The sequence below is a fragment of the Nevskia ramosa DSM 11499 genome (assembly GCF_000420645.1).
Taxonomy (GTDB): domain Bacteria; phylum Pseudomonadota; class Gammaproteobacteria; order Nevskiales; family Nevskiaceae; genus Nevskia; species Nevskia ramosa.
This window is the reverse complement of sequence record NZ_ATVI01000005.1, coordinates 306,245-326,815: the sequence shown is the minus strand read 5'-3', so window position 1 is coordinate 326,815 and position 20,571 is coordinate 306,245. Positions and strand designations below refer to the sequence as shown.

General features: G+C 65.0%; 18 protein-coding genes. 3 read left to right on the top strand and 15 right to left on the bottom strand.

The features are described from left to right. Nucleotides 1-64: 64 nt before the first annotated feature. A complete protein-coding gene (locus G513_RS20965) occupies nt 65-2,206 on the top strand; it encodes a phosphocholine-specific phospholipase C (protein ID WP_022975198.1) in 2,142 nt (713 codons plus the stop codon). Here the strand turns inward: G513_RS20965 and G513_RS0102200 are convergent. Next, nucleotides 2,203-2,826 (bottom strand): glutathione S-transferase family protein, encoded by a 624-nt coding sequence (locus G513_RS0102200; RefSeq protein ID WP_022975197.1) that lies wholly within the window; start codon nt 2,824-2,826, stop codon nt 2,203-2,205. The genes G513_RS20965 and G513_RS0102200 overlap by 4 nt on opposite strands. A 658-nt stretch (nt 2,827-3,484) precedes the next feature. Here G513_RS0102200 and G513_RS26035 point away from each other — a divergent pair. Then, nucleotides 3,485-4,183, top strand: a complete 699-nt coding sequence (locus G513_RS26035; protein ID WP_022975195.1) for a polysaccharide lyase family 7 protein — start codon at nt 3,485-3,487, stop codon at nt 4,181-4,183. A gap of 103 nt (nt 4,184-4,286) precedes the next feature. Here the strand turns inward: G513_RS26035 and odhB are convergent, their stop codons facing one another. The 11 genes from odhB to G513_RS20945 form a co-directional block, all read right to left on the bottom strand. After that, nucleotides 4,287-5,525, bottom strand: coding sequence for a 2-oxoglutarate dehydrogenase complex dihydrolipoyllysine-residue succinyltransferase (gene odhB, locus G513_RS0102185; RefSeq protein WP_022975194.1), 1,239 nt, complete (start codon nt 5,523-5,525; stop codon nt 4,287-4,289). Nucleotides 5,526-5,586: 61 nt separating this feature from the next. Beyond that, the gene (locus G513_RS0102180; protein ID WP_022975193.1) at nt 5,587-8,448 is read right to left on the bottom strand and encodes a 2-oxoglutarate dehydrogenase E1 component; all 2,862 of its coding nucleotides are present in this window, start codon (nt 8,446-8,448) and stop codon (nt 5,587-5,589) included. 32 nt (nt 8,449-8,480) lie between these two features. Beyond that, nucleotides 8,481-9,404, bottom strand: a complete 924-nt coding sequence (gene galU, locus G513_RS20960) for a UTP--glucose-1-phosphate uridylyltransferase GalU (RefSeq protein WP_022975192.1) — start codon at nt 9,402-9,404, stop codon at nt 8,481-8,483. 96 nt (nt 9,405-9,500) lie between these two features. Then, the gene (locus tag G513_RS0102170) at nt 9,501-10,400 is read right to left on the bottom strand and encodes a MaoC family dehydratase (RefSeq protein WP_156891344.1); all 900 of its coding nucleotides are present in this window, start codon (nt 10,398-10,400) and stop codon (nt 9,501-9,503) included. 159 nt (nt 10,401-10,559) lie between these two features. After that, a complete protein-coding gene (ccmI, locus tag G513_RS24615; RefSeq protein ID WP_022975190.1) occupies nt 10,560-11,828 on the bottom strand; it encodes a c-type cytochrome biogenesis protein CcmI in 1,269 nt (422 codons plus the stop codon). Further along, nucleotides 11,825-12,307 (bottom strand): cytochrome c-type biogenesis protein, encoded by a 483-nt coding sequence (locus G513_RS20950; RefSeq protein WP_022975189.1) that lies wholly within the window; start codon nt 12,305-12,307, stop codon nt 11,825-11,827. Before G513_RS20950 ends, ccmI begins: the two co-directional genes overlap by 4 nt. After that, nucleotides 12,304-12,843, bottom strand: coding sequence for a DsbE family thiol:disulfide interchange protein (locus tag G513_RS0102155; RefSeq protein WP_022975188.1), 540 nt, complete (start codon nt 12,841-12,843; stop codon nt 12,304-12,306). Before G513_RS0102155 ends, G513_RS20950 begins: the two co-directional genes overlap by 4 nt. Next, nucleotides 12,843-14,819: a heme lyase CcmF/NrfE family subunit gene (locus G513_RS0102150; RefSeq protein ID WP_022975187.1), complete on the bottom strand. Its 1,977-nt coding sequence runs from the start codon at nt 14,817-14,819 to the stop codon at nt 12,843-12,845. Before G513_RS0102150 ends, G513_RS0102155 begins: the two co-directional genes overlap by 1 nt. Continuing rightward, on the bottom strand, nt 14,816-15,292 hold the full coding sequence (ccmE, locus tag G513_RS0102145) for a cytochrome c maturation protein CcmE (RefSeq protein WP_022975186.1): 477 nt from the start codon (nt 15,290-15,292) through the stop codon (nt 14,816-14,818). Before ccmE ends, G513_RS0102150 begins: the two co-directional genes overlap by 4 nt. Next, a complete protein-coding gene (ccmD, locus tag G513_RS25295) occupies nt 15,289-15,438 on the bottom strand; it encodes a heme exporter protein CcmD (RefSeq protein ID WP_022975185.1) in 150 nt (49 codons plus the stop codon). Before ccmD ends, ccmE begins: the two co-directional genes overlap by 4 nt. After that, on the bottom strand, nt 15,435-16,295 hold the full coding sequence (locus G513_RS20945; protein ID WP_022975184.1) for a heme ABC transporter permease: 861 nt from the start codon (nt 16,293-16,295) through the stop codon (nt 15,435-15,437). The genes ccmD and G513_RS20945 overlap by 4 nt, the downstream gene beginning before the upstream one ends. 337 nt (nt 16,296-16,632) lie before the next feature. Here G513_RS20945 and G513_RS0102130 point away from each other — a divergent pair, with 337 nt between their 5' ends. After that, nucleotides 16,633-17,427 (top strand): OmpW/AlkL family protein, encoded by a 795-nt coding sequence (locus G513_RS0102130; protein ID WP_022975183.1) that lies wholly within the window; start codon nt 16,633-16,635, stop codon nt 17,425-17,427. Here the strand turns inward: G513_RS0102130 and G513_RS25290 are convergent. From G513_RS25290 to G513_RS20930, 3 genes are read right to left on the bottom strand one after another with little or no spacing between them, the layout of a single operon-like run. Continuing rightward, nucleotides 17,311-17,982 carry a thioesterase family protein gene (locus tag G513_RS25290; RefSeq protein ID WP_022975182.1) on the bottom strand — a complete coding sequence of 224 codons (672 nt, stop codon included), beginning with the start codon at nt 17,980-17,982 and terminating at the stop codon, nt 17,311-17,313. The two genes, G513_RS0102130 and G513_RS25290, sit on opposite strands and share 117 nt — an antisense overlap. Further along, nucleotides 17,979-19,592 carry a DHA2 family efflux MFS transporter permease subunit gene (locus G513_RS20935; protein ID WP_022975181.1) on the bottom strand — a complete coding sequence of 538 codons (1,614 nt, stop codon included), beginning with the start codon at nt 19,590-19,592 and terminating at the stop codon, nt 17,979-17,981. The genes G513_RS25290 and G513_RS20935 overlap by 4 nt, the downstream gene beginning before the upstream one ends. Further along, on the bottom strand, nt 19,589-20,422 hold the full coding sequence (locus G513_RS20930) for an HlyD family secretion protein (RefSeq protein WP_084711299.1): 834 nt from the start codon (nt 20,420-20,422) through the stop codon (nt 19,589-19,591). Before G513_RS20930 ends, G513_RS20935 begins: the two co-directional genes overlap by 4 nt. Between the last annotated feature and the right edge of the window lie 149 nt (nt 20,423-20,571).

Below are 20,571 nucleotides of genomic sequence, written 5' to 3'. Positions count from 1 at the left end.
TCACGGCAATGACCCGAACCGCCTCTAGCGTGCAGCCCATCGAGATTGATGGGGTTTGCAGACTATGGCGAACGCATGCGGCGCGCCGCTCGACCGACGCCGGTTCCTGCGCATGACCGGCGCCGCAGCCGGTGCTGCGCTGATACCGGCGTCGATTCTCAAGGCGCTGGCAATTCCGGCCAACAACCGCACGGGGACGATCCGCGACGTCGAGCATGTGGTGATACTGATGCAGGAAAACCGCAGCTTCGATCACTACTTCGGCACCTTGCCCGGCGTGCGCGGCTTCGCCGATCGCTTCACCATCCCGCAGGCTTCGGGCAAGCCGATCTGGCATCAGCAGGACCTGAGCCAGACCGACATCCTGCCGTTCCACCTCGATGCGGCGATCGGCAATGCCCAGCGCGTCGACGGCACGCCGCACAACTGGGATGACGCCCATCACGCCTGGAACGATGGCCGCTACGGCTACTGGCCGGTCTACAAGCGCGCGCAATCGATGGGCTATTACACCGAGGCGGAGCTGCCGTTCCAGTTCGCGCTCGCCGATGCCTTCACCGTCTGCGACGCCTACCACGCAGCCATTCACAGCAGCACTAATCCGAATCGGCTGATGCTGTTCACCGGCATGAACGATCCGTCCGGCACCGGCGGCGGACCGATCATCGACAACGTCAACGACGATCTCGGCCCCAGCGCCGAGGGCTTCCGCTGGACCACTTACCCCGAACGACTCGAAGCCGCCGGCGTGTCCTGGAAGGTCTATCAGGACATGGCCGACAATTTCACCGACAACTCGCTGGAAGGCTTCGCGACGTTCCGCGCCGCCAATGAGCGCGATCCTTCTTCGCCGTTGGTGACCCGCGGTCTGAGCAGCACCCTGCGCAACAACACGCTCGATGGTCTGCGGGACGATGTGCTGGCGGGCCGCTTGCCTCAGGTGTCGTACATCGTCGCCCCGGCGGCGTACTCGGAGCATCCGGACCCATCGTGCCCGGTGCAGGGCGGCTGGTACGCGCAGGCCGTGCTCGACTCCCTGACCGCCGATCCCGAGGTCTGGAGCAAGACCGTGCTGCTGCTGACGTTCGACGAGAACGACGGCTTCTTCGATCATCTGCCACCGCCGAGCGCGCATTCGATCGCTGCCGATGGCCGGCCGGCCGGCGCCTCGACCGTCGATGACCGTCTCGATCGCCACCAGGGCAGCAGCCTGGTCGATCGCAACTGGCCCTATGGCCCGGGGCCGAGAGTGCCGATGACGGTGATCTCGCCGTGGAGCCGCGGCGGCTGGGTCTGCTCGGAAACCTACGATCACACCTCGATCATCCGTTTCCTCGAAGCGCGCTTCGGCGTGGAAGAGCCGAACATCAGTCCGCGCCGCCGTGCCATCTGCGGCGACCTGACGCGTTGCTTCAACTTCGCGACGCCCAACGACAGCGCGCTGCCGAGCCTGCCGCGACTCACCCGCAGCGAAGCCGATGCCCAGCGCCTGGCGCAGGAACAGTTGCCGCAGATTCCCGCCCCGCGTGGTCGCAAGGGCCATTTGCCGCAGCAGGCGCTGGGGCTGAAACCCTCCCGCGCGTTGCCCTATGAACTGGCAGCCGACGCCGCGGTGAACGCGCGCGGCCTGCGGCTGGATTTCGTCAACACCGGCACGCTCGGCGCGGTGTTCCACGTCTACGACCAGCGCCACCTGCACGAACTGCCGCGCCGCTACACGGTGGAAGCCGGCAAGGCGCTCGATGATCTGTGGACGCCACTGCTAAGCGATCTCGGCGCCTATGACCTGTGGCTGCTGGGTCCGAACGGCTTTCACCGGCAGTACGCCGGCCGCCTCGGCTTGCTCGATCCCGCGGTCAATCCGGAGGTGGAGCTGCGGCATGATCCGGCCGGTGGCGGATTGATGGTCAAGCTGGTCAATGCCGGCCATGCCGCCGTCACCTTCGTGATAACGGCGCAGGCTTATCGCGACAAGAGACCCCGGCGCGTCACCGTCGCAGCCGGTCGCACGAAGAGCCTGCGGATTGATCTGCAGGACAGTGGCCGCTGGTACGACTACAGCGTCCGGATCGAGGGAGAACGCGCCGTCCAGCAAGCGTTTCTGCGCCGCTTTGCTGGCAGAGTCGAGAATGGCGAGCCGTCGTTCAGCGATCCGGCGATGGGAACGCCGCGCACGGAAGCCTCGCGGCCGCTGGCCGTCGCCTAGGTATTTGGCGGCGGCAGCAGGGCATCATCGATCGCCCTCGCCCGTACTGCGGCAGGGCGATCCTTGATACCGTTCCAGTAGGCCTCGAAGGCCGGACGCTTTTCGATCGAACCGAACATCAGTCCCCAGCCGATCTGCGAGCCGACGTAGACGTCGGCGGCGCTGAAGCGGTCGCCGGCGACATAGGTCTTGCCACCCACCGCGGTTTCCAGCGCCGCCATTGCGTCTTCGAAACAACCATAGCCGACCATGCCGCGCTTCTCGGCAGACACGGCGACGCCAAGCGACTTGTTGACGATCGCCTGCTCGAGCGGTCCGGCGGCAAAGAACAGCCAGCGGTAATAGTCCGCCCGCGCTTCCGGCGTCGGCCCCAGCTTGGCTTCGGGAAAAGCTTCGGCCAGGTAGGCACAGATCGCCGCGCATTCGGTGATGACCGCGTCACCGTGAACGATGGCCGGCACCTTGCCCATCGGATTGATCGCGAGATACTCCGGCGCCTTCATGGTCGCGCTGTAGGTCAGCACGGTGGTTTCGTAAGGCACGCCGAGTTCTTCGAGCATCCAGCGCGCCACGCGGCCGCGGGACATGGGGTTCGTATAGAAGTAGAGTGGAGCAGCCATGGCAGGTTCCAGGTTTTATCGAGATGTCGCCACGCTATCAAGAAGCCGGCGCCGTGTCAGACAGCTGGGCCAGCCTCCTCAACACCGCTTGGCGGCCGTAGCACACCGTCAATGTTGTTCACCCAGCGACGACCCAGGATGTTTGCGCTGATAATTCCTCGCCCACCACGTTCCAAGGGGACTGTTCCGGAAACGTGGTGGCCTGCGAATCAATCTAGGGGAATATCGGATGCTGTCATCGAATCGGCCACGCGGCGGTAATCTTGCGGGCAGCCATTTCAGCGTTCGTCATCCGCTTGAAAAGAATGCGGAAGCCTGTCGATCGGGAATATTGGCCATCGCAGGCTGGCGCGGCACGATTCGCTTCCGGCAAAAGTCCGCCTGTCTCGCTTTGCTCGTACCCGTGTTTCTGCTATCTGGCTGCTCGCCGAGCGGATCCTCGACCGACGCTTCCGCTCCGCCGCCGGTAACGTCCACGCCTGCACCGACTCCAACGCCAGCTCCAGCCCCTACGCCAGCTCCTGCACCAGCCCCCGCACCTGCTCCTACTCCGGCACCTGCTCCCGCGCCTGCTCCAGCTCCAGCTCCAGCTCCAGCTCCCGCGCCAGCTCCAGCTCCGACAAGCGTTCTGCCATGGTCGTCCTACGGAAAACTGACCTTGCCGGTCGATGAAGATGGCAGTGACGGCGCCGACGAAATCCCCGCATCCGAGTTGGCGAACTACTCCTCGATCTACTGGTTCAATCCTTCATCCGGGCAGCTTGCCCAATCGGGATTCCGCGCCACGGGCGGCGAAACCGTGTTCTGGACGCCGGTCAACGGCAACGGCAGAACGGGCGATTCAGATTTTCCACGTACCGAAATGCGCGAGCAGCTTGAACTCGGCAACAACCGCGTCAACTGGCGATTGACCGGCACCCATATTCAGCGCGGCACCGTGACGATCACTCGCATGCCGACGCCATTGACTTCAGGGCGCACTACGCTTCTCTTCTTCGCGCAGATGCACAGCGTCGACAACTCGCCCCCGGTAAAACTGGTCTTTCAGAGGGCGCCGGATGGCACAACGACCGTTTATGGCAACTACAACCTTCGGCAGCGCACAGGTGTTGGCGAAAACTCAGACATTCAACTGCCGATGGCAATCGGCACGAAGTTCAGCTACGAAATTAGAGTAGTCGACGGCACCGTCACAACCACCATCAATGGCAAGGTGATCGATCGTCGTGATCTTCGGCCTGCCTGGCTTTTTCAGGAGTTTTACTTCAAGGCTGGAAACTATCTCGGAAACAACACCTCGACGGCATCCGGATACGGCGAAGTGGTTTATTCGAGCATTCAGACGATTCACCAATAGGTCGACAATTTACCGGCAGCCACTTATTGGCAGCCAAGGCTTCGGAAAACGAAAAACCCGCAGCACCGGCCGGTGCTGCGGGTTTTTCGTTGTTGCAGAAGCCTCAGAGCGAGAGCAGCAACCGCGCCGGATCTTCCAGGCACTCCTTGATGTGCTTCAGGAACAGTACGGCTTCGCGGCCGTCGATCAGGCGGTGATCGTAGGTCAGGGCGAGGTACATCATCGGGCGGATGACGACCTGTCCATTGACTGCGATCGGGCGATCGAAGATGCCGTGCATGCCGAGAATCGCGGCCTGCGGCGGGTTGAGGATCGGGGTCGACATCATCGAGCCGAAGACGCCGCCGTTGGTGATGCTGAAGGTGCCGCCGGTGAGGTCTTCCATGGTCAGCTTGTTGGCGCGGGCCTTCGCACCCAAAGCGCCGATGGCCTTCTCGATGTCGCCGAGGCTTAAAGAGTCGGCGTCACGCAGCACCGGCACGACCAGGCCGCGCTCGGTGGAGACGGCGACGCCGACGTCGTAGTACGCGTGATAGACGACATCGCTGCCGTCGATCGAGGCGTTGACGGCCGGATACTTCTTCAGCGCTTCGATCGCGGCGCGAACGAAGAAGCTCATGAAGCCGAGCTTGACGCCATGGGCCTTCTCGAACGGTTCCTTGTACTTGGCGCGGATGTCGCCGATCGCCTTCAGGTCCACTTCGTTGAAGGTGGTCAGCATCGCCGCGGTGGCCTGGGCTTCGACCAGGCGCTCGGCGATACGCGCACGGATGCGGGTCATCGGCACGCGCTGTTCGGTGCGGGCACCGAGCGCCACCTTGGCGACCGGAGCCGCCGGGGCAGCAGCAGGCGCCGCCTTCGGGGCTGCTGCCGGAGCAGCCTTCTGCTTCTCCGAGTAGGCCAGCACATCTTCCTTGGTCAGACGGCCGCCCTTACCGGTGCCGGTGATCGCGGAAGCAGACAAGCCGAGTTCGGCGAGCAGCTTGCGCACGGCCGGACCCTGGCCATCGTCGTCGGTGCTGGTGGCTGCCGGAGCAGCCGCTTCGCTCTTCGCAGCAGCAGAGGGCGCAGCGGCAGGTGCGGCCGCAGGGGCAGCAGCGGCTGCGCCTTCGCTGACCACGCCGATCACGTCACCGGCCTTGACCGTCTGGCCAGCCTGCACGCGGATTTCAGTCAGCACGCCATCGGCGGTCGACGGCACTTCCAGCATCACCTTGTCGGTTTCCAGATCGACGAGGTTCTGCTCGCGGGCAACGCGATCGCCGGCTTTCAGATGCCAGGTGGCAACCGTGGCTTCGGATACCGATTCCGGCAGGTTGGGGACTTTGATCTCGATGCTCATGCGCGCTCCATTCTTTCCTTGTTTGTTTTATTGCTTGTCAGGACCTGCGGCGAACGGCCGATCAGGCGCCGCCCTGCAGCGGCAGGCCGGCGTTGAGCGCGGCCTGCACCAGTTCTTCCTGTTCCTTGTTGTGCACCTTCAGGTAACCGGACGCCGTCGTCGCGCTGCCCTTGCGGGTGGCGTAATACAGCTGATGGTCCGCCGCCAGATAGGCACGCAGGCGATGCTTGATCTGATACCAGGCGCCCTGGTTCTCCGGCTCTTCCTGACACCAGACCACATCCTTGGCATTCGGATACGCAGCGATCACCGCCTCGTAGTCGATGCGCGGGAACGGATAGAGCTGCTCCAGACGAACCAGCGCCACGTCGTCGCGGCCGGCTTTCTGGCGCGCGTCGAACAGGTCGTAATAGACCTTGCCCGAGCACATCACGATGCGCTTGACCTTGGCCTTGTCGATCTCGGCGTCATCGATCACGTACTTGAAGCTGCCGGTGGTCAGGTCTTCGAGTGAGGACACCGACAGCTTGTGACGCAGCAGCGATTTCGGCGTCATCACGATCAGCGGCAGGCGAAGCGAGCGCTTCATCTGGCGGCGGATCATGTGGAAGAACTGCGCCGGCGTCGACGGCACGCAGACCTGGATGTTGTTCGCCGCGCACAGCTGCAGATAGCGCTCCAGACGGGCCGAGGAATGCTCCGGACCCTGGCCTTCGAAGCCATGCGGCAGGAACATGGTCAGGCCGCAGAGACGGCCCCACTTGACGAAGCCGGAGGCGATGAACTGATCGACGACGACCTGGGCACCGTTGGCGAAATCGCCGAACTGCGCTTCCCAGATCACCATGCAATCCGGATCGGTGGTCGAGTAGCCGTACTCGAAGCCGAGCACGCCTTCTTCACTCAGCAAGGTATCGCTGACGATGAATTTGTCCTTGTCGGCATCGAGGTGACGCAGCGGCGTGTAGCTGTAGCCGGTCTTCGCGTCATGCAGGGTTGCATGGCGATGGAAGAAGGTGCCGCGGCGCACGTCCTGGCCGGACAGGCGCACATTGAAGCCTTCGGTGACCAGGCCGGCATAGGCCATCGTCTCGGCGAAGCCCCAGTCCATCGGCAGTTCGCCCGATGCCATCTTGGCGCGATCTTCGAGGATCTTGGCGACGCGAGCATGCGGCGTGAAGCCTTCCGGCAGCTTCAGCATGCGCGCCGACAGGCTCTGGACCATGTCGCGGCTCATCGCCGTTTCCGACGGGGTTGCCCAGTCGCCCTTCGAGTAGTTCGCCCAGTTGACCGTGTGCTTGTTGCCGACCAGACCCAGCGTGGTCCGGGCGATGTTCTCGCCGCGATCCAGCGCATCGCGATAGGCGCGGACCAGCGCTTCCGGCTCGCCGGCCTGCACGGTGCCGTCCTGCACCAGGCGCTGCGAGTACAGCGCCAGGGTGGTCGGCAGCTTGCGGATCGCTTCGTACATCACCGGGCTGGTGACCGACGGCTCATCGGCCTCGTTATGGCCGAGGCGGCGATAGCAGCAGATATCGACGATCACGTCCTTGTGGAAGGCGTTGCGGAAATCCATCGCCAGACGGGTGACGAACACCACGGCATCCGGGTCATCGCCGTTGACGTGGAACACCGGCGCTTCCGACATCTTGGCGAGATCGGTGCAGTAGCGGCTGGTGCGGCTTTCGTGACCTTCGCGAGCCTCGATCGGGTTCGGTGTGGTGAAGCCGATCTGGTTGTTGACGATGATGTGCATGGTGCCGCCGGTCGCATAGCCTTTCGACTGCGACAGCTGCATGGTTTCCATGACCACGCCCTGGCCGGCAAACGCGGCATCGCCGTGGATCAGCACGGCGAGCACCTGGTCGCCACGCTCGTCCTTGCGGCGGGTCTGCCGCGCCTTCACCGAACCCTCGACCACCGGGTTGACGATTTCCAGATGCGAGGGATTGAAGGCCAGCACCAGATGCAGGCGCTTGCCGGCCACTTCGACGTCCGTCGAGAAGCCCATGTGGTACTTGACGTCGCCAGCGCGGGACAGCGACTCGGCGGAGTACTTGCCTTCGAACTCGGCGAACAGATCCTTCGGCGACTTGCCGAGGACGTTGATCAGCACGTTCAGGCGACCGCGATGGGCCATGCCGATGACGATCTCTTCGGCATCCGCTTCGGCAGCGGTGCGCATCACCTCATCGAGCGCCGGAATCAGCGATTCGCCGCCCTCAACCGAGAAGCGCTTCTGGCCGACGTACTTGTTGTGGAGATAACGTTCGATACCTTCGGCGGCGACCAGCTGGGTCAGCACTTCGCGGCGGCGCTCGGCCTTCAGCCGCGGCTGGAAGGCGCGCGATTCGAGACGGGCCTGGATCCAGCGCTTCTGCGCCGTTTCCGTCACGTACATGTATTCCGAACCGATGGTGTCGGTGTACACGGCCTTGACGATGCGCAGGATCTCGCGCAGCGGCAGGCGATCGGCGGCGGCCAGGGTGCCGGTGTTGAACACCGTATCCATGTCGTCCGGCGTCAGGCCGTGGAAGGCCGGATCGAGATCCGGAATCGCCGGCACCACGGTCAGGCCGAGCGGATCGAGCTTCGCCGCCTGATGGCCGCGCACCCGGTAATAGTTGATCAGGCGCAGCACTGCAGCCTGCTTTTCAGCAACGATCACCTCGCCGTTGTTCGATGCGGCGGCGACCGCCACTCTCGGCTCGCGAGCCAGTTTCTCGAACTGTGCGCGGATCGGACCATGCGCCGTTTCGGTACCGCCGCCCGGCCCCTGCACGCCACGGAAATAGGCACGCCATGCGGCGTCGACCTGGCCTGGATCGTCGAGGTACTGCTCGTACAGGTCTTCGATGTAGGCGGCGTTGGCGCCGTGGATCGATGAACTTTCGATCAGGCTTTGATACTTGCTTCCAGTCATGGGGTCCTCGCGCCTCGCGGCGCCTGCACTTACTACTTGCTGGCCGTCTTGGGGGCGGCGTCGGGGTTGCTGCCGGCGGTATGCCAGTCGGCGGTGTAATCGGACAGGTACTGACGGAACTCGTCGGCCAGTTCCGGATGCTTGAGCGCGTACTCGACGTTGGCCTTCAGATAGCCGAGCTTGGAGCCGCAGTCATAGCGCGTGCCTTCGAACTCGTAAGCCAGCACCGTCTGCTCCTGGATCATCATGCTGATCGCATCGGTCAGCTGGATCTCGCCGCCGGCGCCGCGTGGGGTGCGCTCGAGCAGCTTGAAGATGCGCGGCGTCAGGATGTAGCGACCGACCACCGCGAGGTTCGACGGGGCGTCTTCCGGCTTCGGCTTTTCGACGATGCGGCGGATCTCGCCAAGGCCCGGGCCAACCGGTTGAGTCTCGACCACGCCGTAGCTGGAGACTTCATCCATCGGCACCCGCTGGGTGGCGATGACGCTGGTGCCGTACTCCTGATAGACGCGCTGCATCTGCGCCAGGCAAGGTCGCAGGCGGCCATCGATGAGATCGTCGGCGAGGATCACCGAGAAGTCTTCATCGCCTACCGCCGGCCAGGCGCAGAGCACGGCGTGGCCGAGGCCAAGCGCTTCGGCCTGGCGGATGAAGATGCAGGTGATGCCCGGCGGCAGGATTTCCTGCACCGTTTCCAGCAGCTTGCCCTTGCCGCGCGAAGCCAGTTCGGCCTCCAGCTCGTAGGCCTTGTCGAAGTGATCCATGATCGAATTCTTCGAGCGGCCGGTGATGAAGATCAGCTCTTCGGCACCGGCGGAAATCGCTTCCTGCACCGCGTACTGGATCAGCGGTTTGTCGACCACCGGCAGCATTTCCTTGGCGCTGGCCTTGGTGGCTGGCAGAAAGCGGGTGCCGAGACCGGCGACGGGGAATACGGCTTTTCTGATGCGCATGGCGGGGCCTCAGATCAACAGGCTAAAAATGGATGACGGCGACGAGAGTCACCGGCTCGGAAAGGGCAAGAACGGACATGGGAAAGGACCAGAAATCTATCGCAGGGTTCCGGACAGATGGACCTTGGCACCAGAAGCTTCCAGCAGCGCGAACTCGATACCGTTCCGTTCCTGCACATAGCGCAGGGTCGCGCGGCCCGGCAGCAGCAGTGGTTGCCGGAAGCTGACATCGAAGCGCCGCGGCGCGCAGGCCAGCTTCGGCTGCAGTTCCGCCAGCACCCGCGCCTTCGACCACAGACCGTGCGCGATCGCCCGCTTGAAGCCGAACAGCTTGGCGGTGGCCGCGTGCAGATGGATCGGGTTGTAGTCCTGAGAGATGCGGGCATAACGGCGGCCGGTGTCCTCCGGCGCCTGGATTCTCAGGTATTGGGCCACGGTGGCTTCAGCCATCGCACCGTCCAACTGGGTAGGCTTCGGGCCGGACAGCGCCAGCGTGCTGTCGTCCGAGCGGACGCCGCGCTTGAGCACGGTCATCGTCGCCTGCCACAGCACATCGCCGCCGACTTCGGACAGCGCGATGCCCAGGTCCAGTTCGAGCCCGGCGCGAACTTCGCGCGTCGCGCCTAGGCCGACCGAGATATCGAAGTGCTCACCGATGGCCAGCTCGCGGCGGCATTCGATGCTGTTGCGGACATGAACCAGCCCCATCAGCGGCAGCGGGAAGCCCGGCCGGGTCATCAGGTTCAGGTAGAGCGGTGTCGCCAGCACCTGCGGATAGGTCATCGCGACCTGCTCTGCATTCGCGAAGCCGCACAGCGCGTTGTAGGCGGCGACCTGCGAGCGATCGAACGAGAGGCCGGCGACGCGGACTGTCCAGTCCGGCATGGTCACCGGCGTGCGCACCGAGCGGGTGGCGGACCAGGCGGCGCGGGCGAACGCGGGAAGCACCGGCGGCAGGGCCGGCAAATCAAAGACGCGGGCTGAGGTCGTACTCATCGGACTCACGGATTCGGCGGCCCATGCCGCCGAAGCGCGAATCTTACGCGCCTTGGCATCGGAATTGGTCGCTTTGCACAGATTGCGATGCAATTTGCGTGTCAGAAATGCTCCGCTGCGTCACTGCCGAAACGCAGTCAGTGCGCTTGGCAAACCTGCTCACGGCAGCACGCGATCGATGACCACGGCGAGCGGCGCGCCACCCGACTGCGCCCGCGTCGCCTCGATCCTTCCTTCGAGATCGCCCGGCTGCGCCTGCACGCTGCCGGCGGCGCTGTAGCGCGCGGTGATCACGTACTGATCGAATTTCGACAGGCTCAGCCCCGGCGCCATCGCCATCGACTCGTCGAGGGTGATTTCCAGTGGCAGCTTGGCATCGCCGAGTTTCTGCACCGCCAGCGGCATTGGCGGGCCACTCGCCGCCTTGGCGAACACGAACAAGGTCGCTCCCGCCGGTACCTTGCCGGCCAACGCCGGCGCCAGCGATACCTGCACCTTCAGGCTGACTGGCGCCGTAGCCGCCGCTGCTGGCTCTGCTGCGCCCTTGTCGGCAGCTGGCACACCCGCGGCTCCGGCATTGGCGGCGATCACCTGATCGAGCCTGGCAATCCGGTCGCCCAGCGCAGCGCGCATCTCCTCGGCGAGGCCGGGCTGGTCGAGCAGCCGTTGCCAGCGCGCGCGGGCCGTCGGGTAATCACCGGTCAGCGCCGAGGCCAGGCCGCCGTACCACAGCGCCTTGCCGTTGCCGGGATCGAGTTGCAGCGCCTGCTCGAACAGCTCCGCAGAATGGCCGGAGACATCCTGTCCGCTGGCGAACGCCAGGGCTTCACCTTCGTCGGACAGTCCTTCAGCGGTCGGCTTCGGCGCCCGGCGATTAGCTTCGCCGAAAGCCAATGCCGCTTCCGGATAGCGCGACATCACCGCGTAGGAGCGGCCCAGCATCGTCCAGCCTTCGGGATCATCGGGCGTGGCTTTCAAGCGCTGCGCCAAAGTCTCGACCATCGCTGCGATCTGCGGATCGACCGGCGCTGGCGGTACCGCGCCCGCAGCGATCTGCGCTTGCGCCTTCCAGCTGCCGCCGAGCACGTACCAGCCGCCGGAGAACACTGCGAGCAGCACTGTGACCAGCACGATCGCCAATGGACGGCGCGCGGTCCGGATGCTCACTTCAGGCTCGCTGGCATCGGCATCGTCGAGCACGCGGGCATCGAGTTCGCTGCGCAGCGCCACGGCTTCATCAGCCGGGATCAGACCGGACGCGGTCTCGTTGTCGATCTCGGCCAGACGCAGGCGGTAGGCGACGACGTTCGCGGCACGCCGGTTCTGGCGATCGCCCACCTGGCGGCGCCACCAGGGACGGGTGGCCAGCAGGACCACCAGCAGCAGCAACGCGGCCATTGCGAGGCCGGACCACACAGTCGGATTCATTCGTCGAGCAGCTTCTTCAGGGCTGCAGGATCAGCCGGTTTCGCGGTGGTGGCGGCACGAGCTGCCGCACGGCGGGTACTGCGAATCTGCCGGACCAGCACCAGCAGCCCGAGCAGCACCAGCGCGAACGGGCCGATCCAGAGCAGCCAGGTGCGCGGATCGAACGGCGGCCGGAACAGCACGAAATCGCCGTAGCGATCAGTCAGGTAATGCTTGATCTCGGTCGCCGACTTGCCCTGCGCCACAAGGCTGCGCACTTCGTATTTCAGATCCAGCGCCAGCGGCGCGCGGGACTCGGCCAGCGATTCGTTCTGGCAGACCAGGCAGCGCAGATCCGGCAGCAGCTCGGCGAGCCGCGCTTCCTGCTCGACCGTCAGCTCGATTGCCGGCTTCTCGACCGTGACCTGGGCCCGCACGTTGAACGCCGTGCCAAGCGCGGCCGCCAGCAACAGCAGGCAGATATTCCGCAGCAGGCTCATGGCGCGGCCGCCAGCAGCGGCTTGATCTCGCGCTCCCAGGCTTCCGGCGTCAGCGCGCCGACATGCTTGTGCAGCACCTGGCCGCTGGCGCTGATGACGAAGGTTTCCGGCACGCCATAGACGCCCCAGTCGATGCCGGTGCGGCCATCGAGATCGGCCAGCACCGGGCCGTAGGGATTGCCTCGGGCGCCGAGCCACTGGCGGACATCGGCATCGGCGTCCTTGTAGTCGACGCCGACGATGGTCACCGCGCCGGCCTTGGCGAGGCTCATCAGGAACGGATGCTCGACCTGGCAGCCGGCACACCAGCTGGCGAAGAAATTGACCAGCAGCGGCTTGCCGAGGAAATCGGCATTGCTCTTCAGCGGCGGCGTGGCCGTGGCTTCCGGCTGCGGAAATTCGAGCACCGGCAGCGAGAAAGCCGGCGCGGCCTTGCCAATCAGCGGGCTCGGCAGGATGCGCGGATCGTGGCGCAGGCCGACCGCGAAGAAGGCCAGCAGCACGCCGAGCACCAGCAACGGAATCATGTAGCGCATCAGGCGGCTCGAACTCCGCCGTCGATGGCGGCCTTGCGGTCAGCCACCGTTGCCAGGCGGTAGCGGCGATCACTCGCCGCCAGGCAGCCGCCGAGGAACATCAGCACGCCACCGAGCCAGATCAGCCGGATCATCGGCTTGACGTAGATGCGCAAGGACCAGGAACCATCCTCGAAACCTTCGCCGAGCGACACGTACAGATCGCGCATCAGGGTCGCGTCGACTGCCGATTCGGTCATGACATTGCGCTGCGAGGGGTAGAAGCGCTTCTGCGGATAAAGCTGCACGGAGCGGTGGTCCGGCCGCTCGATCGTCACCTCGCCCTGCTGGGCGATGAAGTTCGGGCCCCGCGCTTCCTGCGCACCGATGAAAGCGAAGGTGAAGTCGCCGATCTCGACGGTTTCCTTCGGCGCCAGACGCACGTCCTTCTCGAAGCCGTAGCTGATCACGAAGGCCACGCCGAGCGCCCAGACACCGAGACCCATGTGCGCCAGGGTCATGCCCCAGGTCGCGCGCGGCACTGACGCGAGTCCGGTCAGGAACGAAGGCTTGGAACGGATGCGCCGCCAGACATCCTGCGAGGCTGCGACGATCGTCCACGAACCGAGCAGACCGCCGGTCACCGCCAGCAAGGTCGCGCGGCCATGCAGCGCCAGCGGCACGACGATCGCGAACGCCACCGCGAACAGCGCCGGCAGCTTCAGGCGATTCCAGGTTTCACCGGCCCGGCCCTTCTTCCAGGGCACCACGGCACCGAAGCCGACCAGCACGAACAGCGGCACCATCAGCGGCAGGAACACTGCGTTGAAGTACGGCGGGCCGACCGAAATCTTGCCGAGGTTCAGGGCATCGAGCACCAGCGGATACAAGGTGCCGATCAGGATCGCCGCGCAGGCGACGACCAGGAACACGTTGTTCAGAAGCAGCAGGCCTTCGCGGGAAAACAGGTTCAGCTCGCCGACACTCGCCAGCTTCGGTGCGCGCCAGGCGTAGAGCGTCAACGCGCTGCCGGTGACCACCGCCATGAAGATCAGGATGAACAGGCCGCGCGCCGGATCGCTGGCGAAGGCGTGCACCGACACCAGCACGCCGGAGCGGACCAGGAAAGTGCCGAGCAGCGACAGCGAAAAGGTCAGGATCGCCAGCAGCACGGTCCAGCTTTTCAGCAGACCGCGCTTCTCGGTCACCGCCAGCGAATGGATCAGCGCAGTGCCGGCCAGCCACGGCATGAACGAAGCGTTCTCGACTGGATCCCAGAACCACCAGCCGCCCCAGCCGAGTTCGTTGTAGGCCCACCAGGAACCGAGGGTGATGCCCAAGGTCAGGAACATCCAGGCTGTGGTCGTCCACGGCCGGGTCCAGCGCGCCCAGGCGGCGTCGAGCTTGCCGGTGATCAGTGCAGCGACGGCAAATGCGAAGGCGACGCTGAAGCCGACGTAGCCCATGTACAAGGTCGGCGGATGGATCGCCAAGCCGAAATCCTGCAGCAGCGGATTGAGATCACGGCCCTGCAAGGGCACCGGGAACAGACGCTCGAAGGGATTCGAGGTCAGCAGCATGAACAGCAGCAGGCCGGTGCTGATGACGCCGAGCACGGCGATCACCAGCGCGCTGAGTTCGGCAGGAATCCGCCGGTTGAACACCGACACCGCGAAGGTCCAGCCGGACAGCATCAGCATCCACAGCAGCAGCGAACCTTCATGCGCGCCCCAGACCGCCGAGATGCGATAGATCAGCGGCAGGTCGGTATGAGCGTTGCTCGCGACGTAGGCCACCGAAAAATCGGTGTTGATGAACGACACCGTCAGACACAAGTAGGCGATGGCGATGCAGAAGAACTGCGCCTGCGCCGCCGAAGCCGCCGAAGCCAGCAGGCGGGCATCGCGACGGCGCCAGCCGATCATCGGCGCCACGGTCTGCAGGATGGCGATGCCGAGCGCGAGGATCAGCGCGTAGTGACCGATTTCCGGAATCACGATTTGGCAGCCGACTCGACAGCCTTGAAGGGCATGCAGGAATGCTTGCCAGTGTCCGGATCGCCCTTCAGGGCATCGGCGACCTGCGGCGGCATGTAGTTCTCGTCGTGCTTGGCCAGGATGCGGGTGGCCACGAACACGTGATCGGCATCGAGATGACCATCAGCGACCACGCCCTGCCCTTCACGGAACAGATCGGGCAGCACACCGTCGTAGCGCACCGGAATGTTCTTGGCGCAGTCGGCGACGCGGAATTCCACCCGCAGGCCACCGGCGCGGACCAGGCTGCCCTTCTCGACCAGCCCGCCGAGTTGCATCGACGCGCCGACCGGCACGGTGCCGGCGAGCAGATCGCTCGGCGTGTAGAAATACATCATGTTCTTGCGGAACGCCGTGAAGCCCAAGGCGGCCGCGACACCGACGCCGATCACCAGCGCGACGACGCCCAGCAGCCTCTGATTACGTTTGGTCATTCCGATTGATCCTGTTCTGCCGTGTCCTCGGACAACCGGCGGCGGAGTTCGTTGCGCTTGAAGCGCGGCGCCAGCCAATTCCACAGCAGCACCACGGCGCTCAAGGCGTAGCTGGACCAGATGAAGACGGCGTGCTTTTCGTTCACGCGCCGCGTCCTCGTCCGGCAACATCATCCTGCCGTCCCTGGCGCGACGTCGCGGCATCGACGGCCCCCGGCCCGGCCATCCCTGGCCGGTCGTTTGAGCCTTCGGCAAGCAGTGCTTGCCCAGCGAAGGCTCTCACCCAACTGGCTTTACGCTCTCGACGCAGCACTTCGTTCTGCATCCGCCGCAGCCAGACCGCACCGAAAAACAGATAGCTGCCGGACAGGGTCATCAGCAGCGGCTTCAGCATGTCGCCGGCAATCTTCGGCTGGGCGATGCCCTTGACGCTGAGAATCGACGAGCCCTGGTGCAGCGAATTCCACCACTCCACCGAGAAATGCACGATCGGCACGTTGACCACGCCGACCAGCGCCAGCCAGGCGCAGGCCCGGGCCGCAGTACGGGGATCGGAATAGGCGGAGTTCAAGCCCAGCACGCCGAGGTACAGGAACAGCAGCACCAGTTCAGCGGTCAGGCGCGCGTCCCAGACCCAGTAAGCGCCCCAGGTCGGCTTGCCCCAGAGCATGCCGGTGACCAGGGCCAACGCGGTGAAGCTGGCGCCGATCGGGGCGGCAGTGATCACCGCGACCTCGGCGAGCTTCATCCGCCAGATCAGCGCGATCGCGCCCGCCACTGCCATCGCCGTGTAGATCGACAGGCTCAGGGCCGCCGCCGGCACGTGGATGTAGATGATCCGGAACGAGTCGCCCTGCAGGTAATCGGCCGGCGCAATGAACAGGCCCCGCCAGATGCCGACGCCGAGCAGCGCCACGCCCGCGATCAGCAGCCAGGGCGCAAGGCGATCGGCGAAACGGTAGAACGTCGGCGGCGACGCCAGTCGATGAAACCAGGTCCACATGGGGTCGCGCAGTACTCCAGAAGCGGTAGAAAACGCGGACGAATCAGGATCATTCCGACACAGCTGGAGCCGGGCCGGCGGCGCATTATGCCCGTTCCTTCAGGGCCTTCGTTATTCAAGAAAGTCGGCGTTTCATCACCATAAATCCTGATGCCGCCTGAGCAATCGTGTCGGCCGGCTCGCAATTCGCACCGGTTTCTCGCCGATCTGATTGGGTTTGCCGGCCTGGGCTGCTAGCGTCCGGGCTCAACCACTGCTCTTCCGGATTTCCACCGTGCCCTCCCACCACATGAGCAGCCCTCGCCGCTGCCCGTCTGCCCGAAACCTAGCCGGGGTCGTGATCGCCAGCACGGCCCTGGCCGCAGCACCGGCATTCGCCGTCAGTTATGGGGTGGAGATCGGCGCGATCCGGATCATGCCGCAGAGCAAGAGCACCATCCTGCGCACCGAGCTGAACCCGAACCTGCTCGGCACCGCCCTCGGGCTGACCAGCTTCGACTCGCCCGGCACCTCGTTCAGCCCCAGCGACGCGACGACCCTGGTCGCCACTTTCGTGCAGACCTTCGGCGATCATTTCCTGGTCAAGTTCGAGGGCGGCATCCCGCCGCGCTTCAAGCTCAATGGCAGCGGCATCGTCACCGCGCCCGGCCCGGCCGGCGCGCTGTTCAGCGTCGATCTCGGCAATTCCGCCAATCAGCCGCTGGCCACGGCCCGGCAGTGGAGCCCGATCACCCTGTTGCAGTACCGGCCGCTGTCGCCGGCCAGTCGCATCCAGCCCTACATCGGTCTCGGCGTCGGCTACACGTTCTTCACCAATGTGAAGCTCGGCAAAGGCACCGAGGCCGATCTCAACAGCCAGTTCGGCACGCCACTCGCCGCGCTGGCGCTGAAGCCCGGCCCGACCAGTGCCAGCGCCCATGCCTCATCGAGCGTCGCGCTGGCCTTCAACGGCGGTGCGTCCTACCTCATTGGCAAGCACTGGGCGCTGACCGGCTCGGTGTCCTACGGCCTGCTGTCAACCAACTCCCGCATCGACCTGAAGGCGGCCGACGGCAGCATCCTCGCGCAGAGCCGCGCCAACCTGGTGCTCAATCCGCTGATCACCGGCCTGCTGCTGAATTACCGGTTCTGAGGTCGCCGCAAGCTCCGCCTTCTGGGCAGCCCGCGCCTCGTCGAGACTGCGCGACCAGGTCTGCACCCAGGCCGGCAGTGCTGGGGACACGATGCCGACGAAGCCGCAACTGGCGATCACTTCAGCGATCGGCATGGCGCCGGTACCGCGCTTCCAGAATAGGCCGCGATTGACCAGCAGCAGCACGAGATCGCCGTTGTCCTTCAGCAAGCGATGTTCGAAATAGCCCCACTTGGCGTCCCAGCCCAGCACCCGCGATTCGATCGTGAAGCGCTCGAATACTTTCAGCGGTTTCAGGTAACGCACCGAGATATCGCCGATCACCGGAATGAAGCGCTGCCGGTAGGCCTGCTGCAGCGCACCGATCTGCCACAGCCAGTCGATGCGGCCGAAGTCGATGAACGTCATCAATCTCCCGTTGTTGACGTGCAGGTTCAGGTCCAGATCGTTCGGCAGCGCGCGGCTGTGAACGCGTTGCACGGTGAAGACATCCCGGCTGCGACGGCCGAGCGTCTGGCTCAGGAACACCCACAGCAGGCGGAAGATCAGGCTCATTTCGAAGCTCCGGTCGGCGACATCGCCAGGGGATCGAGCTGCGGCTTGTTCGCCAGCAGCAACAGGAACAGTGCGGCGATGACCACGCCGGACAACAAGAGGAAGACGTTGTTGAAGGCGATCACCGCGGCTTCGCGCTCGACCAGTGCACCAGCGAGCCGCGTAGCGATCCGGACGCCCTGCCCACTTATCACTTCGCCCATCGCGTCCGGCGCAATACGGCCCGCGGCAGCCAACGTGTCCTGTACCGGCACGCGGGCAATATCGAGACTGGCGTGCAGGCCCTGCTCGTTGAGGCTGCGGAAGTGGCGCAGCGCGATCTGGATGCCGGCGATGCCGAAGGCGCCGCCGAGATTGCGCATCAGATTGAACAAACCACTGCCGCTTTTCAGCAGCGCGTCCGGCAAGGTGCCGAGCGCGATCCGGGTCGCCGGCACCAGGCAGAAGGTGAAGCCATGACCGCGCACCAGCTGCGGCAGCAGGAAGGCATCGAAGCCGGAACCGGCGGTCAGCGAAGCATCGAGCCAGTTGCCGAGCGCGACCATCGCCAGCCCCCAGGCCATCATCCAGCGCGGGTCGAGCTTGTGCTGCAGCCGACCGGCAATCGGAGCGGACAGGAACATGGTGATGCCGGACAGCATGGTGATCTGGCCGATCTGCAGGCTGTCGTAACCGCGCACGTGGCCGAGGAAGGTCGGGATCAGGAACACCACGCCGTAGAGCATGGTGCCGACCACGAAGGAGATCGCGCAGCCGACCGAGAAATTGCGATTGGCGAGGCAGCGCAGATCGAGGATCGGCTCGGCGGCGATGCGCGCTCTTGCCGCGAACAGCAGTGCTCCGGCGACACTGACAATCGTGAAGCCGGTGATCAGCGCATCGTCGAACCAGTCGCGACGCATGCCTTCTTCGAGCACGAACTGCAGGCTGCCGAGCGCCAGCGCCAGGCCGAGCAGCCCCGGCAGATCGACTCTCCGCAGCAGCGCCGGCTGCGGCTCATCGATATCGACACAGCGCCAGACGATGCTGGCCACCAGCACGCCGGGCAGCAGGTTGATCAGGAAAAGCCAGTGCCAGGACAGCACCGAGGTGACATAGCCGCCGGTGCCGGCACCAACCGCTGGCGCCAGCAGCGACACCATGCCGATCAGCACGTAAGGCGTGGCGCGACGTGATTCCGGAAACATCAGAAACAGTGCTGCCATCGTCGTCGGGATCAGGCCACCGGCGAGAAAGCCTTGGATCGCGCGGAAGACGATCATCGACGGCAGATTCCAGGCCATCGCGCAGGCCAGGCTGGCGATCGTGAAGCCGAGTGCGCAGGCGGCGAAGTAGACCCGCGTCGAGAACGCCCGGGACAAAAAGGCCGACAGCGGAATGCCGATCACTTCGGCGATCAGATAACTGGTCTGCACCCAGCCGATCTCGTCGAGGCTGGCCGACAAGCCGGCGCGGATCTCGTTGACCGAACTGGCGACGATCTGCACATCGAGAATGGCGATGAAGTTGCCGAACAGCATCGCCGTGAAGCCGATCCAGGCGCGCGCCGCCGGGCTGATGCTGAAGCTGCGTGCGTTGCGACCGGGCAATGGCAGCGCGAGCGCGCTCATGGCTGCGCAACCGTGTCGATGCCGACTTTCGCCGACAGCCCAGGCCGCAGCACGACATCGGCCGTCACCAGCTCGTTGAGCGCAATCCGCACGCTGACCCGCTGAACCACGCGAGTGAAATTGCCGCTGGCGTTCTCGGCCGGCAGCAGCGCGAATTCCGAGCCGGCGGCCGGCGCCAGGCTTTCGACCCGGCCATGCAGCAGCTGACCGGGCAGCGCATCGAGCCGCACCGTCGCCAGTTGTCCGACTGCGAGATGCCGCAGCTGGGTTTCCTTGAAATTCGCTTCGACCCAGGGCTGATCGACCGCAACCAGCGATAACAGCCTTTGCCCCGGTGCGATGCGGGCGCCAGCCATCGCCACCAGATCACCGACCACGCCGTCATGCGGTGCCAGCACCTGGGTGGAATCGAGATCGTGACGAGCAAGATTTTCCTGCGCCAGTGCCGCGCTGAGCTTGGCCAGCAAACCCTGGCGCTCGGCATCGAGCAACTGGCGATCACCGCTGCCGAGCGTGCGTTGGCGGGCATTGACGGCGAGTGCCGCCTCGGCCTGAATGACGTTGGCGTGGGCGGTATCGAGGCGAAGCTGGTAGTCGAGCGGATCGAGTTCCAGCAGCAGATCGCCGGCCGCCACCGTCTGGTTGGCGCTGACGTGAACACCGCGCACGGCGCCACCAACCCGCGCCGAGACCGAGGTGATGTCGGCGCGCAGATAGGCGTTGTCGGTGTTTTCCGTCGTGCTGCCTGGCAGATACCAGGCCGTCCCTGCGCTGATGCCGGCCAGCAGCAGCACGCCTGCGTAACCCATCATCCCGAACTTTCTGTTCATGCCATTTCCCCTGATTTTCACGTTGCCAGCATGGGCTTTTGCCCTGTGCGACTAGGAAAACGGAATGGCTGCACGGCAACAACGGCGACTTGCGGGCCGGCTCGCAAAATCCGGCTTCAGCTGCGGAGCCCTGCTGCGACCCCGGTCAC

Coding starts and splice junctions, on each gene's coding strand:
- G513_RS20965 (WP_022975198.1), top strand. CDS start 65: ATGGCGAACGCATGCGGCGCGCCGCTCGACCGACGCCGGTTCCTGCGC.
- G513_RS0102200 (WP_022975197.1), bottom strand. CDS start 2,826: ATGGCTGCTCCACTCTACTTCTATACGAACCCCATGTCCCGCGGCCGC.
- odhB (WP_022975194.1), bottom strand. CDS start 5,525: ATGAGCATCGAGATCAAAGTCCCCAACCTGCCGGAATCGGTATCCGAA.
- G513_RS0102180 (WP_022975193.1), bottom strand. CDS start 8,448: ATGACTGGAAGCAAGTATCAAAGCCTGATCGAAAGTTCATCGATCCAC.
- galU (WP_022975192.1), bottom strand. CDS start 9,404: ATGCGCATCAGAAAAGCCGTATTCCCCGTCGCCGGTCTCGGCACCCGC.
- G513_RS0102170 (WP_156891344.1), bottom strand. CDS start 10,400: ATGAGTACGACCTCAGCCCGCGTCTTTGATTTGCCGGCCCTGCCGCCG.
- ccmI (WP_022975190.1), bottom strand. CDS start 11,828: ATGAATCCGACTGTGTGGTCCGGCCTCGCAATGGCCGCGTTGCTGCTG.
- G513_RS20950 (WP_022975189.1), bottom strand. CDS start 12,307: ATGAGCCTGCTGCGGAATATCTGCCTGCTGTTGCTGGCGGCCGCGCTT.
- G513_RS0102155 (WP_022975188.1), bottom strand. CDS start 12,843: ATGCGCTACATGATTCCGTTGCTGGTGCTCGGCGTGCTGCTGGCCTTC.
- ccmE (WP_022975186.1), bottom strand. CDS start 15,292: ATGACCAAACGTAATCAGAGGCTGCTGGGCGTCGTCGCGCTGGTGATC.
- G513_RS20945 (WP_022975184.1), bottom strand. CDS start 16,295: ATGTGGACCTGGTTTCATCGACTGGCGTCGCCGCCGACGTTCTACCGT.
- G513_RS25290 (WP_022975182.1), bottom strand. CDS start 17,982: ATGAGCCTGATCTTCCGCCTGCTGTGGGTGTTCCTGAGCCAGACGCTC.
- G513_RS20935 (WP_022975181.1), bottom strand. CDS start 19,592: ATGAGCGCGCTCGCGCTGCCATTGCCCGGTCGCAACGCACGCAGCTTC.
- G513_RS20930 (WP_084711299.1), bottom strand. CDS start 20,422: ATGAACAGAAAGTTCGGGATGATGGGTTACGCAGGCGTGCTGCTGCTG.